General features: G+C 61.4%; 18 protein-coding genes. 9 read left to right on the top strand and 9 right to left on the bottom strand.

Annotated features, from left to right (window positions below):
- Nucleotides 1-40: 40 nt before the first annotated feature.
- Entirely contained in the window at nucleotides 41-718 is a 678-nt protein-coding gene (locus E3Z29_RS03585; RefSeq protein ID WP_134785156.1) for a Crp/Fnr family transcriptional regulator, read from the top strand.
- A gap of 171 nt (nucleotides 719-889) precedes the next feature.
- Here E3Z29_RS03585 and uraH read toward each other — a convergent pair whose 3' ends face one another.
- Both uraH and E3Z29_RS03595 read right to left on the bottom strand, forming a co-directional pair.
- Nucleotides 890-1300 carry a hydroxyisourate hydrolase gene (uraH, locus tag E3Z29_RS03590; protein ID WP_097086822.1) on the bottom strand — a complete coding sequence of 137 codons (411 nt, stop codon included), beginning with the start codon at nucleotides 1298-1300 and terminating at the stop codon, nucleotides 890-892.
- Between the two features lie 11 nt (nucleotides 1301-1311).
- Entirely contained in the window at nucleotides 1312-1797 is a 486-nt protein-coding gene (locus E3Z29_RS03595; RefSeq protein WP_134785157.1) for a heme-binding protein, read from the bottom strand.
- 136 nt (nucleotides 1798-1933) lie between these two features.
- Between E3Z29_RS03595 and E3Z29_RS03600 the strand changes: the two genes are divergently transcribed.
- The 4 genes from E3Z29_RS03600 to E3Z29_RS03615 all read left to right on the top strand — a co-directional run bounded on the left by E3Z29_RS03600 (nucleotide 1934) and on the right by E3Z29_RS03615 (nucleotide 5570).
- Nucleotides 1934-2614 (top strand): heavy metal response regulator transcription factor, encoded by a 681-nt coding sequence (locus E3Z29_RS03600; RefSeq protein ID WP_134785158.1) that lies wholly within the window; start codon nucleotides 1934-1936, stop codon nucleotides 2612-2614.
- Nucleotides 2604-3992, top strand: coding sequence for a heavy metal sensor histidine kinase (locus E3Z29_RS03605; protein ID WP_134785159.1), 1389 nt, complete (start codon nucleotides 2604-2606; stop codon nucleotides 3990-3992). Before E3Z29_RS03600 ends, E3Z29_RS03605 begins: the two co-directional genes overlap by 11 nt.
- A 113-nt stretch (nucleotides 3993-4105) precedes the next feature.
- Nucleotides 4106-4354, top strand: a complete 249-nt coding sequence (locus E3Z29_RS03610) for a helix-turn-helix domain-containing protein (protein WP_103368632.1) — start codon at nucleotides 4106-4108, stop codon at nucleotides 4352-4354.
- A complete protein-coding gene (locus E3Z29_RS03615) occupies nucleotides 4347-5570 on the top strand; it encodes a type II toxin-antitoxin system HipA family toxin (protein ID WP_134785160.1) in 1224 nt (407 codons plus the stop codon). The genes E3Z29_RS03610 and E3Z29_RS03615 overlap by 8 nt, the downstream gene beginning before the upstream one ends.
- Nucleotides 5571-5573: 3 nt before the next feature.
- Here the strand turns inward: E3Z29_RS03615 and E3Z29_RS03620 are convergent, their stop codons facing one another.
- Nucleotides 5574-6578 carry an AraC family transcriptional regulator gene (locus E3Z29_RS03620; RefSeq protein WP_007963478.1) on the bottom strand — a complete coding sequence of 335 codons (1005 nt, stop codon included), beginning with the start codon at nucleotides 6576-6578 and terminating at the stop codon, nucleotides 5574-5576.
- Between the two features lie 100 nt (nucleotides 6579-6678).
- On the opposite strand from E3Z29_RS03620, the gene E3Z29_RS03625 reads away from it, so the two are divergent.
- Nucleotides 6679-7752, top strand: coding sequence for a fatty acid desaturase (locus E3Z29_RS03625; protein WP_134785161.1), 1074 nt, complete (start codon nucleotides 6679-6681; stop codon nucleotides 7750-7752).
- A 103-nt stretch (nucleotides 7753-7855) separates the two neighbouring features.
- On the opposite strand, the gene E3Z29_RS03630 is transcribed toward E3Z29_RS03625, so the two are convergent.
- The 3 genes from E3Z29_RS03630 to E3Z29_RS03640 are packed head-to-tail and all read right to left on the bottom strand — an operon-like array spanning nucleotide 7856 to nucleotide 11890.
- Entirely contained in the window at nucleotides 7856-9466 is a 1611-nt protein-coding gene (locus E3Z29_RS03630) for an arylsulfatase (RefSeq protein WP_134785162.1), read from the bottom strand.
- A gap of 13 nt (nucleotides 9467-9479) precedes the next feature.
- On the bottom strand, nucleotides 9480-10295 hold the full coding sequence (locus E3Z29_RS03635) for an ABC transporter ATP-binding protein (RefSeq protein WP_134785163.1): 816 nt from the start codon (nucleotides 10293-10295) through the stop codon (nucleotides 9480-9482).
- Entirely contained in the window at nucleotides 10292-11890 is a 1599-nt protein-coding gene (locus E3Z29_RS03640; protein ID WP_134785164.1) for an ABC transporter permease, read from the bottom strand. Before E3Z29_RS03640 ends, E3Z29_RS03635 begins: the two co-directional genes overlap by 4 nt.
- Nucleotides 11891-12298: 408 nt before the next feature.
- Here E3Z29_RS03640 and E3Z29_RS03645 point away from each other — a divergent pair, with 408 nt between their 5' ends.
- Nucleotides 12299-13312, top strand: a complete 1014-nt coding sequence (locus E3Z29_RS03645) for an ABC transporter substrate-binding protein (protein ID WP_134785165.1) — start codon at nucleotides 12299-12301, stop codon at nucleotides 13310-13312.
- A gap of 121 nt (nucleotides 13313-13433) precedes the next feature.
- On the opposite strand, the gene E3Z29_RS03650 is transcribed toward E3Z29_RS03645, so the two are convergent.
- The gene (locus E3Z29_RS03650) at nucleotides 13434-14354 is read right to left on the bottom strand and encodes a LysR family transcriptional regulator (RefSeq protein WP_045122247.1); all 921 of its coding nucleotides are present in this window, start codon (nucleotides 14352-14354) and stop codon (nucleotides 13434-13436) included.
- A 181-nt stretch (nucleotides 14355-14535) separates the two neighbouring features.
- Between E3Z29_RS03650 and E3Z29_RS03655 the strand changes: the two genes are divergently transcribed.
- Nucleotides 14536-15456 carry a TauD/TfdA family dioxygenase gene (locus E3Z29_RS03655; protein ID WP_134785166.1) on the top strand — a complete coding sequence of 307 codons (921 nt, stop codon included), beginning with the start codon at nucleotides 14536-14538 and terminating at the stop codon, nucleotides 15454-15456.
- Nucleotides 15457-15563: 107 nt separating this feature from the next.
- On the opposite strand, the gene E3Z29_RS03660 is transcribed toward E3Z29_RS03655, so the two are convergent.
- Both E3Z29_RS03660 and E3Z29_RS03665 read right to left on the bottom strand, forming a co-directional pair.
- Nucleotides 15564-17180, bottom strand: coding sequence for an alkaline phosphatase family protein (locus tag E3Z29_RS03660; RefSeq protein WP_098966624.1), 1617 nt, complete (start codon nucleotides 17178-17180; stop codon nucleotides 15564-15566).
- Between the two features lie 190 nt (nucleotides 17181-17370).
- Nucleotides 17371-18315: a LysR family transcriptional regulator gene (locus E3Z29_RS03665; RefSeq protein ID WP_134785167.1), complete on the bottom strand. Its 945-nt coding sequence runs from the start codon at nucleotides 18313-18315 to the stop codon at nucleotides 17371-17373.
- Between the two features lie 165 nt (nucleotides 18316-18480).
- On the opposite strand from E3Z29_RS03665, the gene E3Z29_RS03670 reads away from it, so the two are divergent.
- On the top strand, nucleotides 18481-20841 hold the full coding sequence (locus E3Z29_RS03670; protein WP_134785168.1) for a TonB-dependent receptor: 2361 nt from the start codon (nucleotides 18481-18483) through the stop codon (nucleotides 20839-20841).
- Nucleotides 20842-20864: the final 23 nt, after the last annotated feature.

Below are 20864 nucleotides of genomic sequence, written 5' to 3' on the forward strand. Positions count from 1 at the left end.
GGCGTTCGCTCTGTCAGGCAGGCGACAATTGGGAGTGATCATGGATAAGCGTTCACGGCTGCTGACCGGGCAATGGTTCAGTCATCTGCCGGCATCCTTTCAGGATAGTCTGCTGGCGGCGGCTCGGGAGCGGCGGCTGACGGCGGGGCAGCGCCTGTTCCAGCGCGGCGATCCGCCCTGCGGCCTGTACGCGGTGCTCGACGGCGCGATCCGAATCGGCGCGGTGAGCGAGCAGGGCAAGGAGGCGTTGCTGAGCCTGGTGGAGGCGCCGCACTGGTTCGGCGAAATCTGCCTGTTCGACGGCCAGCCACGCACTCATGATGCGTATGCGGTCGGGTCGTGCACCCTGCTGAATATCCCGCAGGCCACGCTGCTGAAAATCCTCGACGAACAGCCGGTGTACTGGCGCCATCTGGCATTGCTGATGAGCCACAAACTGCGCCTGACCTTTATCAATCTCGAACAATTGAGCCTGCTGCCGGCTCCGGCACGCCTGGCCCATCGCTTGCTGATGATCGCCGAGGGCTACGGTGAAATTGATGCGCCACGCCGGGTCCTGCAACTGCCGCAGGAGCAGCTGGCGTCGATGCTGTCGCTGTCACGGCAGACCACCAACCAGATCCTCAAGGATCTGCAAGGGCAGGGGATTATCGGGTTGGGGTATGGCGAGATCGAGATTCTCGATGCCAAGCGATTGCGCGCTCTCGCCACACTCTAAAACTTCACACCGATCCATTGCTGGAGTGGGCCTCTGTGGTGAGGGGATTTATCCCCGATGGGGGGCGCAGCCGCCCCCAACCTGTGATGAAGTCCGGCGACTGCTACGCAGTCGATCGGGGATAAATCCCCTCACCACAAGGCTCATTCCTACAGGGGAAACATGTGTGGCTTACGAGCCGCGATAGGTCGAGAACCCGTAAGGGCTGAGCAGCAGCGGGATGTGGTAGTGCTGGTCAGTCTGCTTCACTTGGAAAATCACCGGAATCTCCGGGAAAAACGTCTCGCGCTTGTTCTTCTCGAAATACTCGCCGGTCTTGAACACCACCCGGTATTCGCCCGCCTCGAAAGGCTGCTTGGCCGGGAACAGTTCGGCGATGCGCCCCTGTTCGTTGGTGGTGCCCTGAGCCAGTGGCTGCCAGTTCTGGCCGACGTGTTTTTCCAGGGTCACGTTGACGCCCGGGGAGGGCAGGCCGTTTTCCAGGTTGAGCACGTGCACGCTCAGCGGGTTGCCGGCGGCCAGCGCCAGGCTGGAGAAGGCACTCAGGCCGAGTGCGGCGAAGGTCATGCGCAGGGTGGTCATGGTCAGTCTCCTTATTGGGAACGGGTCAGGGTCAGGCCGGCCTTTTCGGCGGCCTTGATGGCACAGTTTTCGTCCTGCTCGCCGCCGCCGGAGCCGGCCACGCCCATGGCGCCGACCAGTTCATCCGCGGCGAACAACGGGATCCCGCCGCCGAGCAACAGCAGCTCATCGAGGGTGTTGAGGTTGGCGGTTTCCGGATTGCTGCGGGCGCGCTCGGCGAACAGCCGGGTCGGGGTTTTCGTCGACAGCGCGGTGTAGGCTTTGCGCTGGCTGGCAGCGGTGTTGTGCGGGCCGATGCCGTCGCCGCGCAGGGTTACCAGCAAGTTGCCGCCACGGTCGAGCACCGATACCGTGGCGGTGCAATTGCTCAGCGCGGTGTCGGCCAGCAGGCGTGCGGTTTTCAGATCGAGGTCAGCGTGGCGCGGCAGTTCAGGGGCGGCGAAAACACTGACGCTGAGGCCGAGGGCAAGGCTGGCTGCAAGGTATTTGACGGTCATGAACAGGCTCCGAAAGCGAAGGACATCACCTTAGCCGCCGCTCTTCGTCAGAACCCCGTCAGTCGGATTACAAGTTTGTAATGGGCAATCGGGCCGAAGGCGCCTAGCCTGTGTGCCTGATCAATCGAGGTGTGCCATGCGTTTGCTGGTCGTAGAAGATGAAGCCAAAACCGCGAATTTCCTGGCCAAGGGCCTGGGCGAGTCGGGTTTTGCCGTGGACGTGGCGCTCAATGGTCTCGATGGGCGCTATTTCATCGAGCAGCAGGAATATGACCTGATCATCCTCGACGTGATGCTGCCGGGCCTTAATGGCTGGCAGCTGCTGCAACTGATCCGCCAGCGCGGCGCCACGCCGGTGCTGTTCCTCACCGCCAAGGACGCCATCGAAGACCGCGTGCGCGGCCTCGAACTGGGCGCCGATGATTACCTGCTCAAACCCTTCGCCTTCGCCGAATTGCTCGCGCGGGTGCGCACGTTGCTGCGGCGCGGGCCGCTGCGCGAGGCCGAGTCCTACAGCATCGCCGACCTGGAAATCGACGTGCTACGGCGTCGGGTCAGTCGCGGCGGTCAGCGCATTGCCCTGACCAACAAGGAATTTGCCTTGCTGCAATTGCTCGTCAGCCGTCAGGGCGAAGTGCTGTCGCGCACGCTGATCGCCTCGCAGGTGTGGAACCTGAATTTCGACAGCGACACCAACATGGTCGAAGTTGCAGTGCGGCGTTTGCGGGCCAAGGTCGATGACCCGTACATGCCGAAACTGATCCATACCGTGCGCGGGGTCGGCTATCAGCTGGAGGCGCCCGACGATGCGGTCTAGGTCGATCGCCTGGCGTCTGGCGCTGGCGTTCGCTGTGGTTTGCGCGTTGGTGTTGAGTGCGATCGGTGTGTTTCTCTACCGCTCGCTCGACTCGGAAATCGCCTACCGCGACGACCTCGCGTTGCTCGGCCGTCTGGAGCAGGTGCGCGCCTTGCTCGCCGACAGTGACAGCCTCGGCGCCTTGCAGGCGCGGCCACGTCTCTATCAGAACATGCTCGGTAACCTCGACAGCCTGCTGTTGGTACGGCGCGCCGATGGCTCGAACGTGATTGCGATCAACCCGCGTCAGCGCGAGCTGCCGCCATTGAACGCAATCGCACGTGAGCAAACGCCGCAGCGTCGCGATGTGCTGACCTGGCAAGCGCCGGACGGCGCCGAGCTGGCGCTGTTGTCCGGTGAAGCCCAAGGGCCGAACGGCGAACCGCTCACCGTGATCGCCGGCAAGGTGCTTACTGAGCGTGAACAGATGCTCGCCAGTTATCGCTTGCGCCTGTACCTGGCCGTCGGGCTTGGCGCGTTGCTGGCGTTCGCGCTGGGCCTGGTTTTGCTGCGCCGTGGTCTGCAACCGTTGCGCCAGTTAAGCGCTGCGGTGCGCGGCATTGATCTGCGCAGCCTCGACCAGCGTCTGCCCGCCAGTGGCACCCCCGCCGAACTGCTCGAACCGGTGCAGGCGATCAACGGCATGCTCGCGCGGCTGGACGACAGCGTGCAGCGGCTGTCGCAGTTTTCTGCCGATCTGGCTCACGAGATCCGCACACCGCTGCACACCTTGCTCGCCAGCAACGGCCAGGCGCTGAATCACCCGCGCAGCACGGCGGAGTATCAGGAATTGCTGGCGTCGAACATGGAAGAATTCGAACGCCTCAAACGCATGGCCGAGAACCTGATGTTCCTCGCCCGCGCCGAACAGGCGGAGCGTGCGCTCGACTTGCGCACGCTGGAATTGCACGAGGTCGGCAATGAATTGTGCGATTACTTCGAAGCGCTGGCGGACGACCGCAATATCCGTCTGGAAAATGCGCTGCACGGCGAACTGCTGGCCGACCAGCAACTGCTGCAACGCGCGCTCGGTAATCTGTTGGCCAACGCGGTGCGCCATGCCGATGAAAGCACGCTGATCAGCCTGCGCCGCCACGATGAGCCGGGCGTGTGCTGGTTACAGGTACACAACCACGGCCCGGTCATCGCGCCAGAACATCTGGGCAAACTGTTCGACCGCTTCTATCGCGTCGATCCTTCACGGGCGCAGCCTGGGGATTCCGGTGGGCTGGGGCTGGCGATCGTGCAGTCGATCATGCTGTTGCATGGCGGACGGGTCAGGGTGAGCAGTGATGCGAGTGGCACAGTGTTTGAGTTGGGTTTTGTCCTGAGCCAATGATGCGCCGTGCAAGTATTCTGAAACTCAGCTAGAGTTTGGTGACTAGTGCATCACATGTGATGCATTTCATTGATTTATCTATAAATGCATCGTAAACAGTGCAGGTTTGCGCAATGGAACAGATCGGCGAAGTGATCAGAAGTTTGCGTAAGGCGCGCAAACTCTCCCAGCAGGCACTGGCTCAACAATATGGCATGAGCCGCGCCACCATCTCGGGGATCGAAAACAACACGGTCTCCGAAATCGGCCTGCGCAAGGTTGAGGCGATACTCAACGGCTTCGGTTACGAGCTGGTTGCCGTTCCCCGGAAGTCCAATCGCCCAACCCTCGACGCTCTGCAAAAAGTGAATTTCCATGACTGAAACGCCGGACAGGTTGCAAATCCGTGTAGGTGAGCAGGTGGTCGGGACGCTGGGGCGCGGGCAGATTCGCGACGACAGCGTGTTCAGTTACCGCGAAGACGCCAGCGCTGACAATGCGGTATCGCTGACGATGCCCACTCGCCTGGACAGCTATGGCTGGGAACATGGCATCCACCCTGTCTTCGAGATGAACTTGCCCGAAGGCGCGCTACGTGAGGAGTTGATGCGGCGCTTCAGTAAAGCCGTGCGTGGCTTCGATGATTTTGCTTTGTTGGCTATCGTCGGCCCCCATCAGCTCGGCCGTCTGGCAATTGCCAGCGCACCGGCGACTGATCAGCCTCCGGCAACATCCCTCAGCGATCTGCTGGTGCACGATGGTGCTCAGGGACTGTTCGAAGACCTGTTACAGACCTATGGTCAGTATTCCGGAGTGTCAGGCGTGCAGCCCAAAGTGCTGGTGCGTGACAGCGCTGCCGCGATTGATCGCCTGACTCATCGGGGCGCGACTCATCTGGTCAAGGCCTTTCGCGCCGAAGAGTATCCGCAGCTGGCAACCAATGAATATTTCTGTATGCGGGCGGCACAGCACTGCGGCCTCGAAGTGCCAACATTCGAGCTCAGCGAGCGCGGCAAATTTCTGGTGGTCGAGCGTTTTGACCTGAGCGATTCGGGGTACCTCGGTTTCGAGGATTTCTGTGTACTGAACGGGTGGCCGTCGAAAGCCAAATACGACGGTTCCTATGAAGGTGCCGCGCGGCAGATCAAGGCATTTGTTTCGCCGCAGTTGCTGGGCTCTGCCCTGGAAGCGTTTTTCAAGATTGTCGCGTTGTCTGCAGGGCTGAAAAACGGTGATGCGCATCTGAAGAACTTCGGCGTGCTTTACGAAGATTGTGCAGAGCAGTCATCCGTCAGGCTCGCGCCGGCGTACGACATCATCACAACGTCGGTTTATATCAAGAGCGACAGCATGGCGCTGCTGCTGGGCGGTTCAAAAGCCTGGCCCAAGTACAAGATGCTGGTGCGGTTCGGTCGTACGGCATGCAACCTGACCGAGGCGCGTTGCAACGAATTACTGCAACAAGTGGCTCACGGCATGCAGATGGCGATCGAGGAAATGGCCAGACACTGCCGCAAGTACCCCGATTTTGCCGAAGTAGGCGAGGCGATGATCGAACAGTGGACTTCCGGCCTGCAACGCAGCTTGATCAAGGGCTGATGGTCAGCGCAACTGATCGCGAAACTGCCCCGGCGTCATTCCCGTCCAGCGCTTGAACGCGCGGCTGAAGCTGCTGGTGTCGGCAAACCCCAGCAGGTAACTGACTTCACTCAACGAACACTGCGGATCGCGCAGGTGCAGCAGCGCGAGGTTTTCGCGGCTCTCGTTGAGCAGCGTGTCGAAGCGACAGCCCTCATCCGCCAGATGCCGTTGCAGGCTGCGCAGGCTCAGGTGCAAGGCCTGGGCGATGCGTTCGGCGCTGGGTTCGCCTTCGGGCAGTTGTTCTTCGATGGCGTCGCGCACCTTGCGCTCCCAGGTCAGCGGCTGGAGTTGGGCCATCGTGCGCTTGAGCACCGCTTCGTTGTGTTCGGCCAGTTCCGGGTTGGCGTCGTCGAGGTGGCTGTCGAAGTCGGCGAGGGCAAACTCCAGGCGATCTTCGGCGCAGGAGAAATGCACCGGAGCGCGGAACACCTTGTGCCACTGATGCGCATCGGACGGTTCCGGGCGGCGCAGGTACACCGCCAGCGGCGCGTAATCGCGACCCAGGCGATTGCGGCAGGTACGCACGTAGATCGCGGCAAAGGCATCGATGGCTTCGAAGGCCGGCGCCGGATTGCCTGACGGAATTTTCAGACGAAACAGATAGCGGTCATCGCTGCGGCTCAGCTCCAGTTCCAATGCATCGCTGACCACCGGGTGATAACGCACGATGCGCTCGAATACCTCACGCAGGCTGCCGCTGGCCACCAGCGCGTAACCCAGCGCATGGAACGTGGTCGGGCTGACGAACCGCGACACTCGCAGGCCGATCGCCGGATCGCCGCTGAACTGTACTGCCAGTTGCCACAGGCGCGTGGTGCCGGACAACGGATAACGCGCGTTCGGGTCGTCCATCAACTGCGGATCGAGTCCGGCCTGTTGGCACAGGCCGAGACTGTCCAGCCCCAGCGCATCGAGTTGCTTGCGCAAGGCACGGGTCCAGCTGGCGAGCGAGGTCGGTTCCTTCATGCTGATTGGCGCTTCCGGTCAACAGGTTGGCGTTCACGGCTACCATCAATAAAGCGTTCGCAGGGCAGGATGCGAACATCAATAACCAGAGGATGGAAGCATGGACCGTACTTCTGCAAGTCCCCAGCGACACAATGCTGCCCAGCGATCAGCGCATATTCGCGAAGTGGTGCTGGCCAAGGGCGTCGAGTTGCGCGAGCGTTACCCGATTTTGCAGCACCAGGACGCCCTCGGCGCGGGGATTCTGGCCTTTGCTCTGGCCGGGATGATCGGTTCGGCGACGCTGTACATCACTGGCCACATGGCGTGGTGGGTATGCCTGTTGCTCAACGCGTTTTTCGCCTCCCTGACCCATGAGCTGGAACACGACCTGATCCACAGCATGTATTTCCGCAAGCAGCGCGTGCCGCACAACCTGATGATGGGCCTGGTGTGGCTGGCGCGGCCGAGCACGATCAACCCGTGGATCCGCCGCCATCTGCACCTCAATCACCACAAGGTCTCCGGCACCGAAACCGATATGGAAGAACGCGCGATCACCAACGGCGAACCGTGGGGTTTTGCGCGGCTGCTGATGGTCGGCGACAACGTGATGTCGGCGTTCATCCGCATGCTGCGGGCCAAGACCTGGGCGCACAAAATCAACATCATCAAACGCACGCTGAAGGTCTATGCGCCACTGGCGCTGGTGCATTGGGGGGCGTGGTACGTGTTCCTCGGCTTTCATGCGGCGAATGGCATTGCCTACCTCATGGGTTCGCCGATTGAATGGTCGGCGACCACGCTGTCGGTGATGCAGATGATCGACATCGCGGCGGTGGTGATCATCGGCCCGAACGTGCTGCGCACCTTTTGCCTGCACTTCATCAGCTCGAACATGCATTACTACGGCGACATCGAGGCGGGCAATGTGCTGCAGCAGTGCCAGGTGTTGAACCCTTGGTGGCTGTGGCCGCTGCAGGCGTTCTGCTTCAACTTCGGCAGCAGCCACGGGATTCATCATTTTGTGGTGAAAGAACCGTTTTACATCCGGCAGCTGACCGTGCCGGTGGCGCATAAGGTGATGCGTGAGATGGGCGTGCGCTTCAATGATTTCGGTACGTTTGGGCGGGCGAACCGGTTTGTTCGTCGGGATGAAGTGGTAGCGGAGGAGGCGCGTACGGCTCAGGCTTGATGGTGAATTTGCGGGCCTCTTCGCGAGCAAGCCCGCTCCCACAGGGGAACGCATTTCAACTGTGGGAGCGGGCTTGCTCGCGAAGGCACCGGATCAGGCAACCTCAATCCGGCTGAAATGGCGAAGCACTGAGAATCACCCCGGTCTCCTCCACATACTGCTGCCAATGCCCGATCAGGGTGCTGAGCTTGTCCGGCTGACTCGACGCCAGATCATGAATCTCACCCGGATCGCTGCTCAGGTCGTAAAGCTGCCAGGTCGCCGGCCCCACCGGCCCGGGGATCCACACGGCTTTCCACGACCCTTGGCGAATTGCCCGCCGGCCAAACAACTCCCAACCAGTCACGGTGTGTTCGTCATGCACCTGCGCCGTCTCGCCAGACAAAAAGCCCAGCCATGATTTACCGCGCAGCGGCGCCACCGGTTTGCCGTGCCATTGCTTGCCCGGATGGCGCACGCCGGCCAGATCGAGAATGGTCGGGGTAATGTCCATCACCGTGCCAAAGCCGTGGCTGATCTGCCCTTTGATCGGCAGTTGCGGATAGTGCAGCAGCGCCGGTACGCGAATCCCGCCTTCGGTGGTGAACGCCTTGAACAGCCGTGACGGCGCGGTCGCCACCTGCGCCCAGCTCGGCCCGTACCACACGTAGGAATTGGCGCGGCCGATGTTGTCGAGGCTGTTGTCGTAATGCTGATTGAGGTAGGTCAGCAGTTCCGGGCCGAACTTGGGAAACGCCTCCAGCAGTGCGCCCTCGGCACCGTTGTCGGACATGAACAGGATGAAGGTGTTATCGAGTTGGCCCTGCTGGCGCAGGTAATCGACCACCCGGCCGATGTTCCAGTCCATACGCTCGACCATGGCCGCGTAGACCTCCATGGCCCGCGCGGAAATCTGCCGTTGCTCATCACTCAGCGCGTCCCATTGCGCATTCAGTTGAATCAGCGGATGTGGCTCGACATCCGGCTCGATCAGCCCCAGCGCCTTGAGTTTTTCCAGGCGTTCGAGGCGCAAGACTTCAGGACCGGCGTCGTAGCGACCACGGTATTTTTCGACGATGTCGGCCGGTGCCTGCAACGGCCAGTGCGGTGCGGAGAAGGGCAGATAAGCGAAGAATGGCCGGCTCTGATCGCGCTCCTTGAGATACTGCAGCAGCTTGTCGCCGAAGGCGTCCGACGAGTAGAAATCCTTGGGCAGCTCATCGATAAAGGTGTCGTCTTCGATGTACAGCGCCGGAGTCGACTTCAGCAGGCCAGGGGTGTGTTCATCGTAGGTCGGCTCGAAACCATAGTGGTTGGCCGCGCCCGGCAGCAACGAAAACGAACGCTCGAAACCACGGGCCTGCGGCGCCAGTTCAGCAGTCAGGCCGAGGTGCCATTTGCCGCTCATCAAGGTTTGATAACCGGCCTCGCGCAGCAGCTCGGGCAGGGCCACAACGCGGTCGTTGAGATAGCCTTCGTAACCCGGTTTGCCGATCAGCTCCGGGGTCAGCGCTTCGGCCATGGTGCCGATGCCGGCGATGTGGTGGTCGGTGCCGGTCAGCAGCATCGAACGCGTTGGCGAGCAGGTCGGAGCGGTGTGGAAATCGGTCAGGCGCAGGCCATTGTTGGCCAGAGCATCGAGGTTCGGCGTGGCGATTTCGCCACCGAACGCGCCGATGTCGGAGAAGCCGAGATCGTCGGCCAGAATCACCAGAAAGTTGGGGCGTTGCGGCATCGAAAAGCTCCTCTCAGCAGGCAATGAACGACAGCGGCAGATCGCGGATCTGGACCGGCAGGCTCGGTTGGTAATGGTCGTCACTGGTCAGTTCGTGCAGCAGCTCTTCACGCAACTGATGGAAGTCGAAGCTGCTGCGCTGACGCGGGTGCGGCAGGGCGATGTCGACCACTTGCTTGATCCGTCCCGGACGCGGCTCCATCACCACCACGCGGTCGGCGAGAAAGATCGCTTCTTCGACGTCGTGGGTGACGAGGATCGTGGTGATTTTCGCCCGGTCGCGGATCGCCAGCAGCTCGTCCTGCATTTGCTGACGGGTCAACGCATCGAGCGCGCCGAACGGTTCGTCGAGCAGCAGAATCCGTGGGCTGGCGACCAGTCCGCGAGCAATCGCCACGCGCTGGGCCATGCCCCCGGAGAGCTGGTGCGGATAGGCGCGGGTGAAATCGCGCAGGCCGACCAGATCGATGAAATCGTTGATGCGCTGCTGCTTTTCAGCGGCGCTCAATGGTTCGTTGACCAGGCCGAGGCCGATGTTGTCGGCCACCGTCAGCCACGGGAACAAACGGTGCTCCTGAAACACGATGCCACGCTCGCCGCCGATGCCGCTGACCGCTTTGCCATCGACGCTGATCTGCCCGCGAAACTGCGTATCGAGCCCCACCAGCAAGCGCAGCAAGGTAGATTTGCCACAACCGCTGGAGCCGACGATGGCGACGAATTCGCCCTCGGCGATGTCGAGGTTGAATTCGCGAATCGCCTCCAGTTCGAAGCCGTCGACGTCGAAGGATTTGCCTACGTGGGTGAAGCTGACAATCGGTGCGTTCATGCGTGTCTCCAGCGAGTAGCGCGAATTTCCAGGCGTTGGCCGACGAGGTTGAGCAGGGCGCCGGTGAGGCCGACCAGCAGCATCGCGGCCATGATCAGGTCCATGCGCAGCAGTTGTTGGGCGCCGATCATCTGGCTGCCGATGCCGCCGTTGGACGGCATGAAATATTCGGCGCCGATGGTGCCGAGCCAGGCGTAGATCAGGCTCAGGCGCAGCCCGGCGAAAATCCCTGGCGCCGCCCCCGGCAGCACTAGACGGCGCAGGCGCTGACCGAGGCTCAAGCGCAGCACCTGCGCGGCTTCGTTGAGTTGTGGCGAGAGGTTGGCGACGCTGCGTTGGGTGGCGATGAACAGCGGGAAAAACGCGGCGAGGGCGACGAATACCCACTTCGCCAATTCACCCAAACCGAACCACGCGGTGAGCAGCGGCACCCAGGCAAAAATCGCGATCTGGCGAATGGCGGCGAGGGTCGGGCCGAGCAGCCGTTCGCTGGTGCGCGACAGACCCAGCAACAAGCCGAGGGCGAAACCGAGTCCGCCGCCCAGCAGCAAGCCGCCCAGGGTGCGACCGAGGCTCAAGGCCATGCCGCTGATCAGCGTGCCGTCGAGCAGACCGTTCCTGGTCGTTTCCAGTACCGCCAGCGGGCTGACCAGAATATTCACATCGACCCACTGCTGATCGCTCGCCACTTGCCAGACGCCGATCAGGCTCAGCGGCAACAGCCACGGTTGCAGCCGTTGCCAGCCTTGATAACGTGGGCCTCGGCGGATTTCCGCAGTCGCCGGGTGCGGCCAGTGCACCAGTTTGCGGTCGAGAAAACCGATGCCGCGATCCATCGCGACACCGAGGACACCGATGACCACGATGCACACGAACACGATGTCGAGCATGAACAGTTGCCGTGCCCAGACCATCAGGTAGCCGATGCCTTCGCTGGACGCCAACAGCTCCACCGCCAGCAATGAAGTCCAGCCAGCGGCCAGGGCCAGACGCACGCCGGCCATGAACGCCGGCAGTGCAGCGGGCAGCACCAGGCGCCGGATCAGCAAATGCGACGGCAGGCGCAATACGGCGGCAGCTTCGCGCAGTTTCGGTTGCGCATCACGAACGCCGACCAGGGTGTGCAGGGTCACCGGCACCACGATGGCCTTGATCAGCACCACCAGTTTCAGCACTTCGCCGATGCCGAAAAACACCATGAACAGCGGAATCCACGCCAGCGTCGGCACCTGTGCCAGACCGGCGAACGTCGGGAAGACCAGGCGTTCGAGGCGACGGCTGAAGCCCAGCGCGGCACCCAGCAGCGCACCAGCTGAGATCCCTGCCAGCAAGCCCCAGAGCAGACGTTGCAGGCTGATCCACAAATGACTCCACAACTCGCCCTGGGACAGCTCGATGGCGCTGTTCCACACCAGCGATGGCGCCGGCAGGATCTGCTCGCTCATCCATTGATTGCGTGCGGCCAGCCACCACAGAGCGAACAGGCTGATCGGCAACAGCCATGGCAACAGACGTTGGTTGAGGCTCGGCCACGCGCGCCGGCTTTTCAGGGGCGGCGCGGGCAGCGGCAGGCTGAGCAGGGAATCACGGGCCATGGGTGACCTCCGTTGTCGGGTTGCATGGCGAACCGCTGTGCCTGTGTGGGAGTGGGCTTGCTCACGAAGACGGAGTGTCAGGCACCGATGATGGTGAATGACACGGCCTCTTCGCGAGCAAGCCCGCTCCCACAATTGGCTAGCGGTGTATGCAAAATCGATCTATAAAAATTCAAATCAATTCTATTGAGAGATAAGCCAGACCATTTAAGGCTTGCAGCGCGACGCGCATCCAATGCATTCGAAGAATATTTTCGATGCTGTTAATGCATACGCCGCTGCAGCCCGCGTCATTGCTTGCTTAGCGCAAAAAGCTATAAAAATGTGCATTTATAGTATTTAAGCGAAGGTCATGCTTCGGCCTACTTTCGGCTCCTCAACGCCTGTCGTGATCAAGGAGCCGTACCCATGAACCTTCCCTTCAAACGAGTCTTCAGTCTGTTTGCCATTCCGGCACTGGCGGGCCTGTTGGCGATTACCGCGCAGGCCGACGAGCTCAAGGAAATCAGGATCGCTGTGCCCGACCTGAGCGCCGGCACCCAGCACAGCGGCGGCGGTGTGGTGGATGTGCTGCGTGATCAGCAGATCTTCGAAAAAGCCTTCGCCGATCAGGGCATCAAGATTCAGTGGAGCTTTTTCAAGGGCGCCGGGCCGGTGATCAACGAGGCGTTTGCCAATGGTCAGGTCGATCTGGCGTATCTGGGCGACCTCGCGGCGATCATCGGCAAGTCCAATGGCCTCGACACGCGTTTGCTCAGCGCCAGTGCGCGCGGGGTGAAACAGTATCTGGGCGTGGTGCCGGGGTCGGGGATCAAGACCCTGCAGGATCTGAAAGGCAAGCGCGTGGCGATCTTCCGTGGCACCGCCACGCAGTTGTCGTTTGATGCGGCGTTGGCCAGTCAGGGCTTGAGCGAGAAGGATCTGAAAGTGATCAATCTCGACTTCAGCGGCGCGGTCGCGGCCTTGGCGGCGAAACAGATCGACGCGTCGTGGGGCAGCTCAGGGCTGACGGCACTGCAAGCCAAGGGGCTGGCTGAATTGCCGCTCAATACCAAGGATCTGGGTGGCGCCGGCAGTGTGCAGTCAGTGCTGGTCGGCACCGGCAAGTTCGTCGACGGGCACCCGGAGGTCGTGGCAAAACTGCTCAAGGCGCAGCAGCAGGCGGTTGAGTGGCTGACTCGGGACAGCAACAAGGACGCTTATGTGCAACTGGTGTCGGGGCTGGCGAGTTATCCACCGGTGATCCTGACCCAGGATCTGGCGGATCAGAAACTCAGCGAAGTGTTCCCGTCGACGCTGGACCCGGTGTTCCTCGGCAAGTTGCAGGATTCGGTGGACCTGGCGGCGCAGCAGAAGCTGATTCGCAAGCCGTTCAAGGTCAGTGATTGGGTAGCGCCTGAATTGGCGGCGGCCAAGCTCTGAATCTCCAGTGTCTGGACGGGCCTTTTCGCGAGCAAGCCCGCTCCCACAGTGGATCGGCGTGAATACAAAACTGTGTTCACCACAATCCCCTGTGGGAGCGGGCTTGCTCGCGAAGGCGTCCTCAAACCGCGACGCTGACTTCCTGCTTATCCACCGCCACCAACGTTTCGATCATCGCTCTTGCTGCCGGCGACAAGCGAAATCCTGTGCGACTGACAATCCCGCAGCGCGCGTTCATGCTCTCCAGATTCTGCGGCAGATTGCGCCAGTGCAGCAGCGCCAGTGAACCCTGGGCAATATCCTCGTAAAACGCCTCTTCCGTACCGATGCCGATGGCATTCGATTGCAGCACCACTTTCACCAGCGCCGGGAAATGCTCGGTCTCGATGGTCGGCGAAAAATCGATCCGGCCGCTGAGGTTCGCCAGCAGTTTGCGAATCCCCGGCGGGATCAATGTGGTCGCCAGCGGGTAGTCGAACATGTCGTTGGTCGACAGGCTTTCCTTGGCCAGCAGCGGGTGCCCGGGACGGCAGAAAAACACCCCGCGCTTGGGCGTCAGGGCCTGGGTCTGGAAGTTCGGGTCGGCTTCGAAGTGGCGGATGTCGGCGATGAAGAATTCGATCTCTTCACGGCTCAGCGCACGGCTGAGTTTTTCCCAGTTATCCACCTGAAAACAGGTGCGCACTTTCGGGTGCGCGTTGATGAATTGCGCCACCGCATCCGGCACCAGTTTCACCGCCGGGGCCGGGCCGCAGCCGAAGTGCAGTTCCCCGGCATCAAGCTTGGTCATCTGCGTCACTTCCGCGCTGAGCAGCGCCGCGCCTTGCACCAGGGTCAGGGCGTGTTGCAGCACCACCTGGCCTTCGGGCGTCGGGCGCAGATCCTTGTTGCCGCGATCCACCAGCACGCAGCCGAACTCTTGCTCCAGCCCTTGAATGCTGCGGCTGAACGCCGGTTGAGTGATGCCCATCGCGTCTGCCGCACGGACAAAACTGCGGTGTTCGTTGAGGGCGATGAAGTAGCGCAACTGGCGAAGATCCATATGCTTTTCCGGCATCCTAAAAATAGCTCGAAGGCATTTGCGACGAGGGTTGCTTGAGGTTTTAAATGCAAGCTCTTATTCCGTCAACGAAGCATGTGAATATCTATTAGATGTAAATGGAATATAGATAGAGCGATGTTTCGCTGCCGCCTAACCGCAAGCAGTCGATGAGGGTCTACCCATGAGCAATGCCGCACTCGCTGTAAAACCTGCTGTCCACGCGCTGGAAATCCATCCGGTGGCCGGCCGTATCGGCGCCGAGATCCGTGGTGTGCACCTGTCCGGAGAACTGGACGCCGCCACCGTCGAAGCCATTCAGCAGGCGCTGATCCAGTACAAGGTGGTGTTCTTCCGCGAGCAGACCCAGCTCGACGATCAGCGCCAGGAAGCCTTCGCCCATCTGCTCGGCGAGCCGGTGGCACATCCGACCGTACCGGTGCGCGAGGGCACACGCTATCTGCTGGAACTGGACGGGGCCGAGGGCCAGCGCGCCAACTCCTGGCACACCGACGTGACCTTCGTCGACGCCTACCCGAAAGCCTCGATCCTGCGCTCGGTGGTGGCGCCGGCCTTCGGTGGCGACACCCTGTGGGCCAACACCGCGACCGCGTACAACGAACTGCCGAGCGAACTGCGCGAGCTGGCGGACAAACTGGTCGCCGTACACAGCAACGAATACGACTACGCCGGGGCCAAGCCAGACGTGTCGGCGGAGAAGTTGGAGCGCTACCGCAAGGTCTTCACCTCGACCGTCTACGAGACCGAGCATCCGGTGGTGCGTGTGCATCCGATCAGCGGCGAGAAAAGCTTGCTGCTGGGGCACTTCGTCAAACGCATCAAGGGGTATTCGCAAGCCGATTCGGCGCACCTGTTCGGCCTGTTGCAGAGCCATGTGATTCGTCAGGAAAACACCGTGCGCTGGCGCTGGAAGGCCGGTGATGTGGCGATCTGGGATAACCGTTCGACTCAGCATTATGCGATTGATGATTACGGCACTCAGGATCGTATCGTGCGGCGGGTGACGCTCAAGGGTGAAGTGCCGGTTGGGGCTTCGGGGCAGCGTAGTCAAACCATCAAAGGTGCCGAGCTCGTCGGCGTCTGATCGGGCCTCTTCGCGAGCAAGCCCGCTCCCACAGTGGAAATGTGTTGAACACAGTGGATGTGAACGACACAGAACCCTGTGGGAGCGGGCTTGCTCGCGAAGCTCTTTCACCAAACTCCAATCTGCACGACTTTCTCGGTCTCCGGCTCGCCATAGCGAAACCGCTGCCCGCGCAGATCGATCTCCTGATGACTGATCGTGGTCCGCCGCTTCAAGCCGCGTACCCACTCGAACAGATATCCCGCATGCTCCTCGCGCACTGCAGCGTAATCAGGATCATCACCCAGATCGCGCAACTCCTGCGGATCATTCAGCAGATCAAACAACTGCGGCCGGAAGCCGTCGTACGCCAGGTATTTCCAGCGCTCGCTGCGCACCATGGTCATGCGGCAGCGGTCGATCGGCTGGCCAAGTCGCTCGCGTGCCGGGGCCTGAAAGGCGTAGTCGTATTCGCTGATGGCGTAGCGGCGCCAGTCGGGATTTTCTCCGTGTAAAAGCGGGATCAGCGAGCGTCCTTCCAGCCGATGCTCGGCTTTCGGCAAGCCCAGTGCCTGCAGAAATGTCGGCAATGCGTCGATGGTTTCTGCCAGCCGCTTATCCACCGTGCCCCGAGTGATGTCCGCCGCGGCGCGCGGGTCGCGCACGATCAGGGGCACGCCCACTGCCTGTTCCAGCAAAAACTCCTTCTCGCCCAGCCAGTGGTCGCCGAGAAAGTCGCCGTGATCGCTGGTGAACACGATCAAGGTGTCATCCCAACGACCGTTGCTCTGCAGAAAATCGAATAGCCGCCCGAGTTGGTCATCCACCTGCTTGATCAGGCCCATGTAAGTGGGGATTACATTCAATCGTACTGAGTCCCGGGAGAAGTTGAGGCTTTCCTCATGCTGGCGAAACGCCGTGTATACGGGGTGTTTGCTGGCTTCGGAGGGCGTCGCGCGGACCGCTTCGAGAATCGATTTCGTACTGTACAAGGCGTGGTATGGCGCCGGTACGATGTAGGGCCAATGCGGTTTGATGTAGGAGAGGTGTAAACACCAGGATTTCTCACCTTGCTCGGTGATGAAGTCGATGGCTCGATTTGTAGTGTAGACAGTCTCTGAGAACTGCTCGGGAATTCGCGCTGGCAAATGCGCATGACGCATGTGCCAGCCGCTGAGGATTTCGCCGTTCTCGCCTTCGGCGGCGTTGGCCCAGTCGTGCCAGGGATTGCGCCCGTCGAAGCCCTGCTCGCGCAGGTAATGGGTGTAGGGTGCGGATTCGCGTTTGTCGTCGAACAGCGGGTCGTTGGGGAAGATTCCGTCGTGGCGGAAGTACGGCTCGAAACCGACCTCGTTGAGCACTTCGGCCTGCGCGCTGTCCGGGTTGATCGCCAGACGCTGCAAGGCGTCGACATTGGCCGTGGCGTGGGTCTTGCCGACCAGCGCGGTGCGGATGCCGTGGGGGCGCAGGTAGTCGCCGATCGTCAGTTCTTCCAGCGGCAACGGCACAGCGTTCCATGCGACCTGATGGCTGCTGACGTAGCGTCCGGTATAGGCCGACATCCGCGACGGGCCGCAGATCGTGCCCTGGGTGTAGGCACGGCTGAAGCGCACGCCAGCGGCGGCCAGGCGATCGATGTTCGGCGTGTGCAGATGCGGATGACCGTAACAGGACAGGTAATCGCGGCGCAGCTGATCGCACATGATGTACAGGACGTTGCGCACAGGGTTTTGCGGGTTGGGCATGGGGTTCACCGGTCAGAAGGACAGGCGAGGGTTGTCGCTTTCGGCAGGGGTGTTCGGCAAGTGCATTTGGGGAATGGGTTTTATGCAGTGGATGCATCGGTGTGAGTGGCGACGCCTTCGCGAGCAAGCCCGCTCCCACAGGAGTACGCATTCCAAATGTGGGAGCGGGCTTGCTCGCGAAGGCAGTGGCTCAGACGGCAAAATTCTCCAGCGAACACACCTCATCATCCACCGCATCAATCGCCTTGATCTGCTCAATCATCGCCTCGGCCAACGGCGACAACCGATACCCCGCACGACTGACAATCCCGTAGCGCGTATACAGTTCCTCCAGATCATCCGCCAGGCCGTCGATCCGCAAACACACCAGCTCACCCTTGGCCTGATGCAACGAATCGGAATACGCCCCGACAATGCCGATCGCATCCGAACGCAGCACCACGCTGAGCAGGCTCGAGCTGTTTTCGCATTCGACATTGGGGGTGAAGTCCGGGCGGCCGCTGAGGTCGACGATGACCTTGCGCAGGTTCGGCGGACGAATGCTCACCGCCAGTGGATAGCTCATCAATTGCTCGGCTGTGACCCGTTCAAGAGCGACCAGCGGATGCCCGGCACGGCAACAGAAATGCCATTTTCGCGGCCGCAAGCGGTACGTCAGGTAATCCGGATCGGCCTCGAAGTGTCGAGTGTCGGCGACGAAGAATTCGAATTCCTCACTGAGCAGGCGTTTGCTCAGGCTCTGCCAGTCATCGACCTGAAATTGCACCCGCGCTTTCGGATAGCGGCCGATGAATGCGCCGATCGCGCGCGGGATCAATCCGGCCGCCGGTGCCGGGCCGCAACCGAAGCGTAGCTCGCCCGCCTCCAGCCCATTGAACTGACTGATCTCGTTGGCCATCTGCTGCGCGCCGCTGACCAGTCGCCGTGCATGTTCGAGCAGCACCTGACCCTGCTTGGTCGGCGGCAGATCCTTGCGCCCGCGATCGACCAGCTGACAGCCGACGCTGTGTTCCAGCGCCTGAATGCTGCGGCTGAACGCCGACTGCGACAGGTTCACCGCCTGCGCGCCGGCGACGAAGCTGCGTTGTTCGGCGAGGGCGATGAAGTGTCGAAGTTGGCGCAAGTCGATATGCATTTTTCACATAAAAAATATCCGGGAAATGCATTGGATATGCATTAGGTCGACTCCTTATAAAGGCAATCTCTTATGCAGTAAATATTTGTAAATCCATAAATAAATAACTGAAAAGAATATGCAGCGCTGAAGATGTCTGTGTGTTTTTTGACCAGGAGCCGCGCCATGAGTCCGTTGAACCTTGCGTCACCCTTAACGCCACGACGGCTCAAACGCCTGCCTCTGGCCCTGTTGCTGGCGGGGAGTGCCAGCTGGACTCACAGCTACGCCGCCGACGCCGAGACCCCGCCGCCAGCTCCCGCCGGTAAACCCGCGGCCAACAGCTCGCAGCTGGAAACCGTGACCGTTACCACCCGCCGTCGCGAGGAAAGTTCGCAAGATGTGCCGACGCCGATGAGCGTGGTCAGCGGCCAGACCCTGGAAACCCAGCGGGTCTACCGGATTCAGGATTTGCAGCAACTGGTGCCGAGCGTCAACGTCGCCTACATGCACGCGCGCCAGTCCAGCGTGTCGATTCGTGGCCTGGGCAACAACCCGGCCAGCGACGGCCTGGAAGGCAGCGTCGGTCTGTACATCGACAACGTGTATCTGGGCCGTCCGGGGATGGCGGTGTTTGACCTGATGGACATCGAACAGCTTGAAGTCCTGCGCGGGCCGCAGGGCACGCTGTTCGGCAAGAACACCACCGCCGGGGTGATCAACATCAGCACCCGCGCACCGACGTTCACTCCTGAACGCAGCATCGAAACCTCGTTCGGCGAGGACGGCTACTTCCAGACCAAGGGCACGATTTCCGGGCCGATCAACGATGAACTGGCCGGGCGCTTTTCGGCCTATCGCACCCGCAGCGACGGCGATATAAAGAACGAATACAACGGCCATGACCTGAACGGAGGCTCGCGCGATGGCTTCCGCGCGCAGTTGCTGTTCAAGCCCAACGAAGATTTCAATCTGCGCTGGATCGGCGATTACAACGAAGAGGACTCCAGCGCCGGCACCCGCGTGCTGTACAACACCGGGCCGACCATCAATGGCGTCAACCTCTATCAATCGCGGGCCAATGCGGCCGGTGCGACGCTGGTCAACGGCTCGCACCGCAAGGTCAATCTGGACAACGACCAGCACGTCACCGTGCATCAGGGTGGCACGTCGGTGGAGGCCAACTGGACGCTGCCGAGCGATTTCACCCTGACCTCGATCAGCTCGTATCGCTTCTGGAATTTCACCCCGGCCAACGACGACGGTCTCAACGTTGCGGCGACTTACAACGCCGGGGTTTCGGTCGAAGACAAACAGTACTCGCAGGAATTCCGCCTGGCCTCGCCCAAGGGCGAGTTCTTCGACTACGTGGTGGGCGCGTACTACTTCGGCTCGGATCTGGACAACAAATCCTTCGCCTATTACGGCCCGCAGGCCGACATCTGGAACGGCACGCCACGCGGTGCCCTGGCCAACGTCGGCAGCGTCGGCAACGGCCACATCAAGACCGACAGTTTCGCCCTGTTCGCCCAAGGCACCTGGCACCTCACTGAGCGCCTGGACTTCACCGCCGGGGTGCGTGGCACCTATGAAGAGAAGAACGCCTGGGTCACCCGCGATGCGCCGGTCGGTGGCGCCACTGTCACCGGTGCAGCGGCCACGGCACGCCGCGGACGCACTGGCGCCTACGATTCCGGCGATCTCAATCAGTACAGCTCAAGCCCCTCCGGGTTGCTTAACCTCAGCTATCGCATCACCGATGATCTGCTCGGTTACGCCACGCTGTCCCACGGCGAAAAATCCGGTGGGGTGAACCTTGCGGTGGGTTCGGCGCCAACCGCCGGCGCCGACTCGCTGCTGATTGGCACCGAGCGCGCCAACAACGCCGAACTCGGTTTCAAAAGCACCCTGTGGGATCGGCGTCTGCAACTCAACGCCAACGTTTTCTGGACTCAGGTCAACGCTTACCAGACCAACGCCTACGACGACGTCAACCGCGTGCAATACCTGACCAACGCCGGCTCGGTGCGCTCGCGCGGCGTCGAAATCGAAAGCACGGTGATCCCGTTGCGCGGCCTGACGCTGAACTTCAACGGCTCGTACAACGACGTCAGCTACCTCTCGTACAAAGATGCGCCATGCCCGCCGGAAGTCAGCCAGGCACCGGGCGCACCGGCGTCCTGCGACCTCAGCGGCCATCAAGTGGTCGGCGCGTCGAAATGGATCGGCAACGCCAACGGCAAATACGAATGGAATCTGGCCAACGGTCTGCAACCCTACGTCACCGGCAGCTACGCGTTCCGCTCCAAAGCGGTGGGCACGGTCGAAGATTCCGACTACGGGCAGATCCCGAGCTACGCGGTGGTCAACCTGTCCACCGGTCTGCGCGGCGATTTCAATCAGGGCCAGTGGGACGTTTCGCTGTGGCTGAAGAACGCCTTCGACAAGACCTACTACACGACCCTGTGGACCGGCGGCAACGGCGGTTATGAAGGCCTGCTCGGTACGCCGCGCACCCTCGGCGTTACCGGTCGCTACGACTTCTGATCTGTCATTCAAGGAGCTGCATC

The sequence above is a fragment of the Pseudomonas sp. S150 genome, from assembly GCF_004526365.1.
GTDB classification, from domain to species: domain Bacteria; phylum Pseudomonadota; class Gammaproteobacteria; order Pseudomonadales; family Pseudomonadaceae; genus Aquipseudomonas; species Aquipseudomonas putida_A.

Coding starts and splice junctions, on each gene's coding strand:
- E3Z29_RS03585 (WP_134785156.1), top strand. CDS start 41: ATGGATAAGCGTTCACGGCTGCTGACCGGGCAATGGTTCAGTCATCTG.
- uraH (WP_097086822.1), bottom strand. CDS start 1,300: ATGACCACCCTGCGCATGACCTTCGCCGCACTCGGCCTGAGTGCCTTC.
- E3Z29_RS03595 (WP_134785157.1), bottom strand. CDS start 1,797: ATGACCGTCAAATACCTTGCAGCCAGCCTTGCCCTCGGCCTCAGCGTC.
- E3Z29_RS03600 (WP_134785158.1), top strand. CDS start 1,934: ATGCGTTTGCTGGTCGTAGAAGATGAAGCCAAAACCGCGAATTTCCTG.
- E3Z29_RS03605 (WP_134785159.1), top strand. CDS start 2,604: ATGCGGTCTAGGTCGATCGCCTGGCGTCTGGCGCTGGCGTTCGCTGTG.
- E3Z29_RS03610 (WP_103368632.1), top strand. CDS start 4,106: ATGGAACAGATCGGCGAAGTGATCAGAAGTTTGCGTAAGGCGCGCAAA.
- E3Z29_RS03615 (WP_134785160.1), top strand. CDS start 4,347: ATGACTGAAACGCCGGACAGGTTGCAAATCCGTGTAGGTGAGCAGGTG.
- E3Z29_RS03620 (WP_007963478.1), bottom strand. CDS start 6,578: ATGAAGGAACCGACCTCGCTCGCCAGCTGGACCCGTGCCTTGCGCAAG.
- E3Z29_RS03625 (WP_134785161.1), top strand. CDS start 6,679: ATGGACCGTACTTCTGCAAGTCCCCAGCGACACAATGCTGCCCAGCGA.
- E3Z29_RS03630 (WP_134785162.1), bottom strand. CDS start 9,466: ATGCCGCAACGCCCCAACTTTCTGGTGATTCTGGCCGACGATCTCGGC.
- E3Z29_RS03635 (WP_134785163.1), bottom strand. CDS start 10,295: ATGAACGCACCGATTGTCAGCTTCACCCACGTAGGCAAATCCTTCGAC.
- E3Z29_RS03640 (WP_134785164.1), bottom strand. CDS start 11,890: ATGGCCCGTGATTCCCTGCTCAGCCTGCCGCTGCCCGCGCCGCCCCTG.
- E3Z29_RS03645 (WP_134785165.1), top strand. CDS start 12,299: ATGAACCTTCCCTTCAAACGAGTCTTCAGTCTGTTTGCCATTCCGGCA.
- E3Z29_RS03650 (WP_045122247.1), bottom strand. CDS start 14,354: ATGGATCTTCGCCAGTTGCGCTACTTCATCGCCCTCAACGAACACCGC.
- E3Z29_RS03655 (WP_134785166.1), top strand. CDS start 14,536: ATGAGCAATGCCGCACTCGCTGTAAAACCTGCTGTCCACGCGCTGGAA.
- E3Z29_RS03660 (WP_098966624.1), bottom strand. CDS start 17,180: ATGCCCAACCCGCAAAACCCTGTGCGCAACGTCCTGTACATCATGTGC.
- E3Z29_RS03665 (WP_134785167.1), bottom strand. CDS start 18,315: ATGCATATCGACTTGCGCCAACTTCGACACTTCATCGCCCTCGCCGAA.
- E3Z29_RS03670 (WP_134785168.1), top strand. CDS start 18,481: ATGAGTCCGTTGAACCTTGCGTCACCCTTAACGCCACGACGGCTCAAA.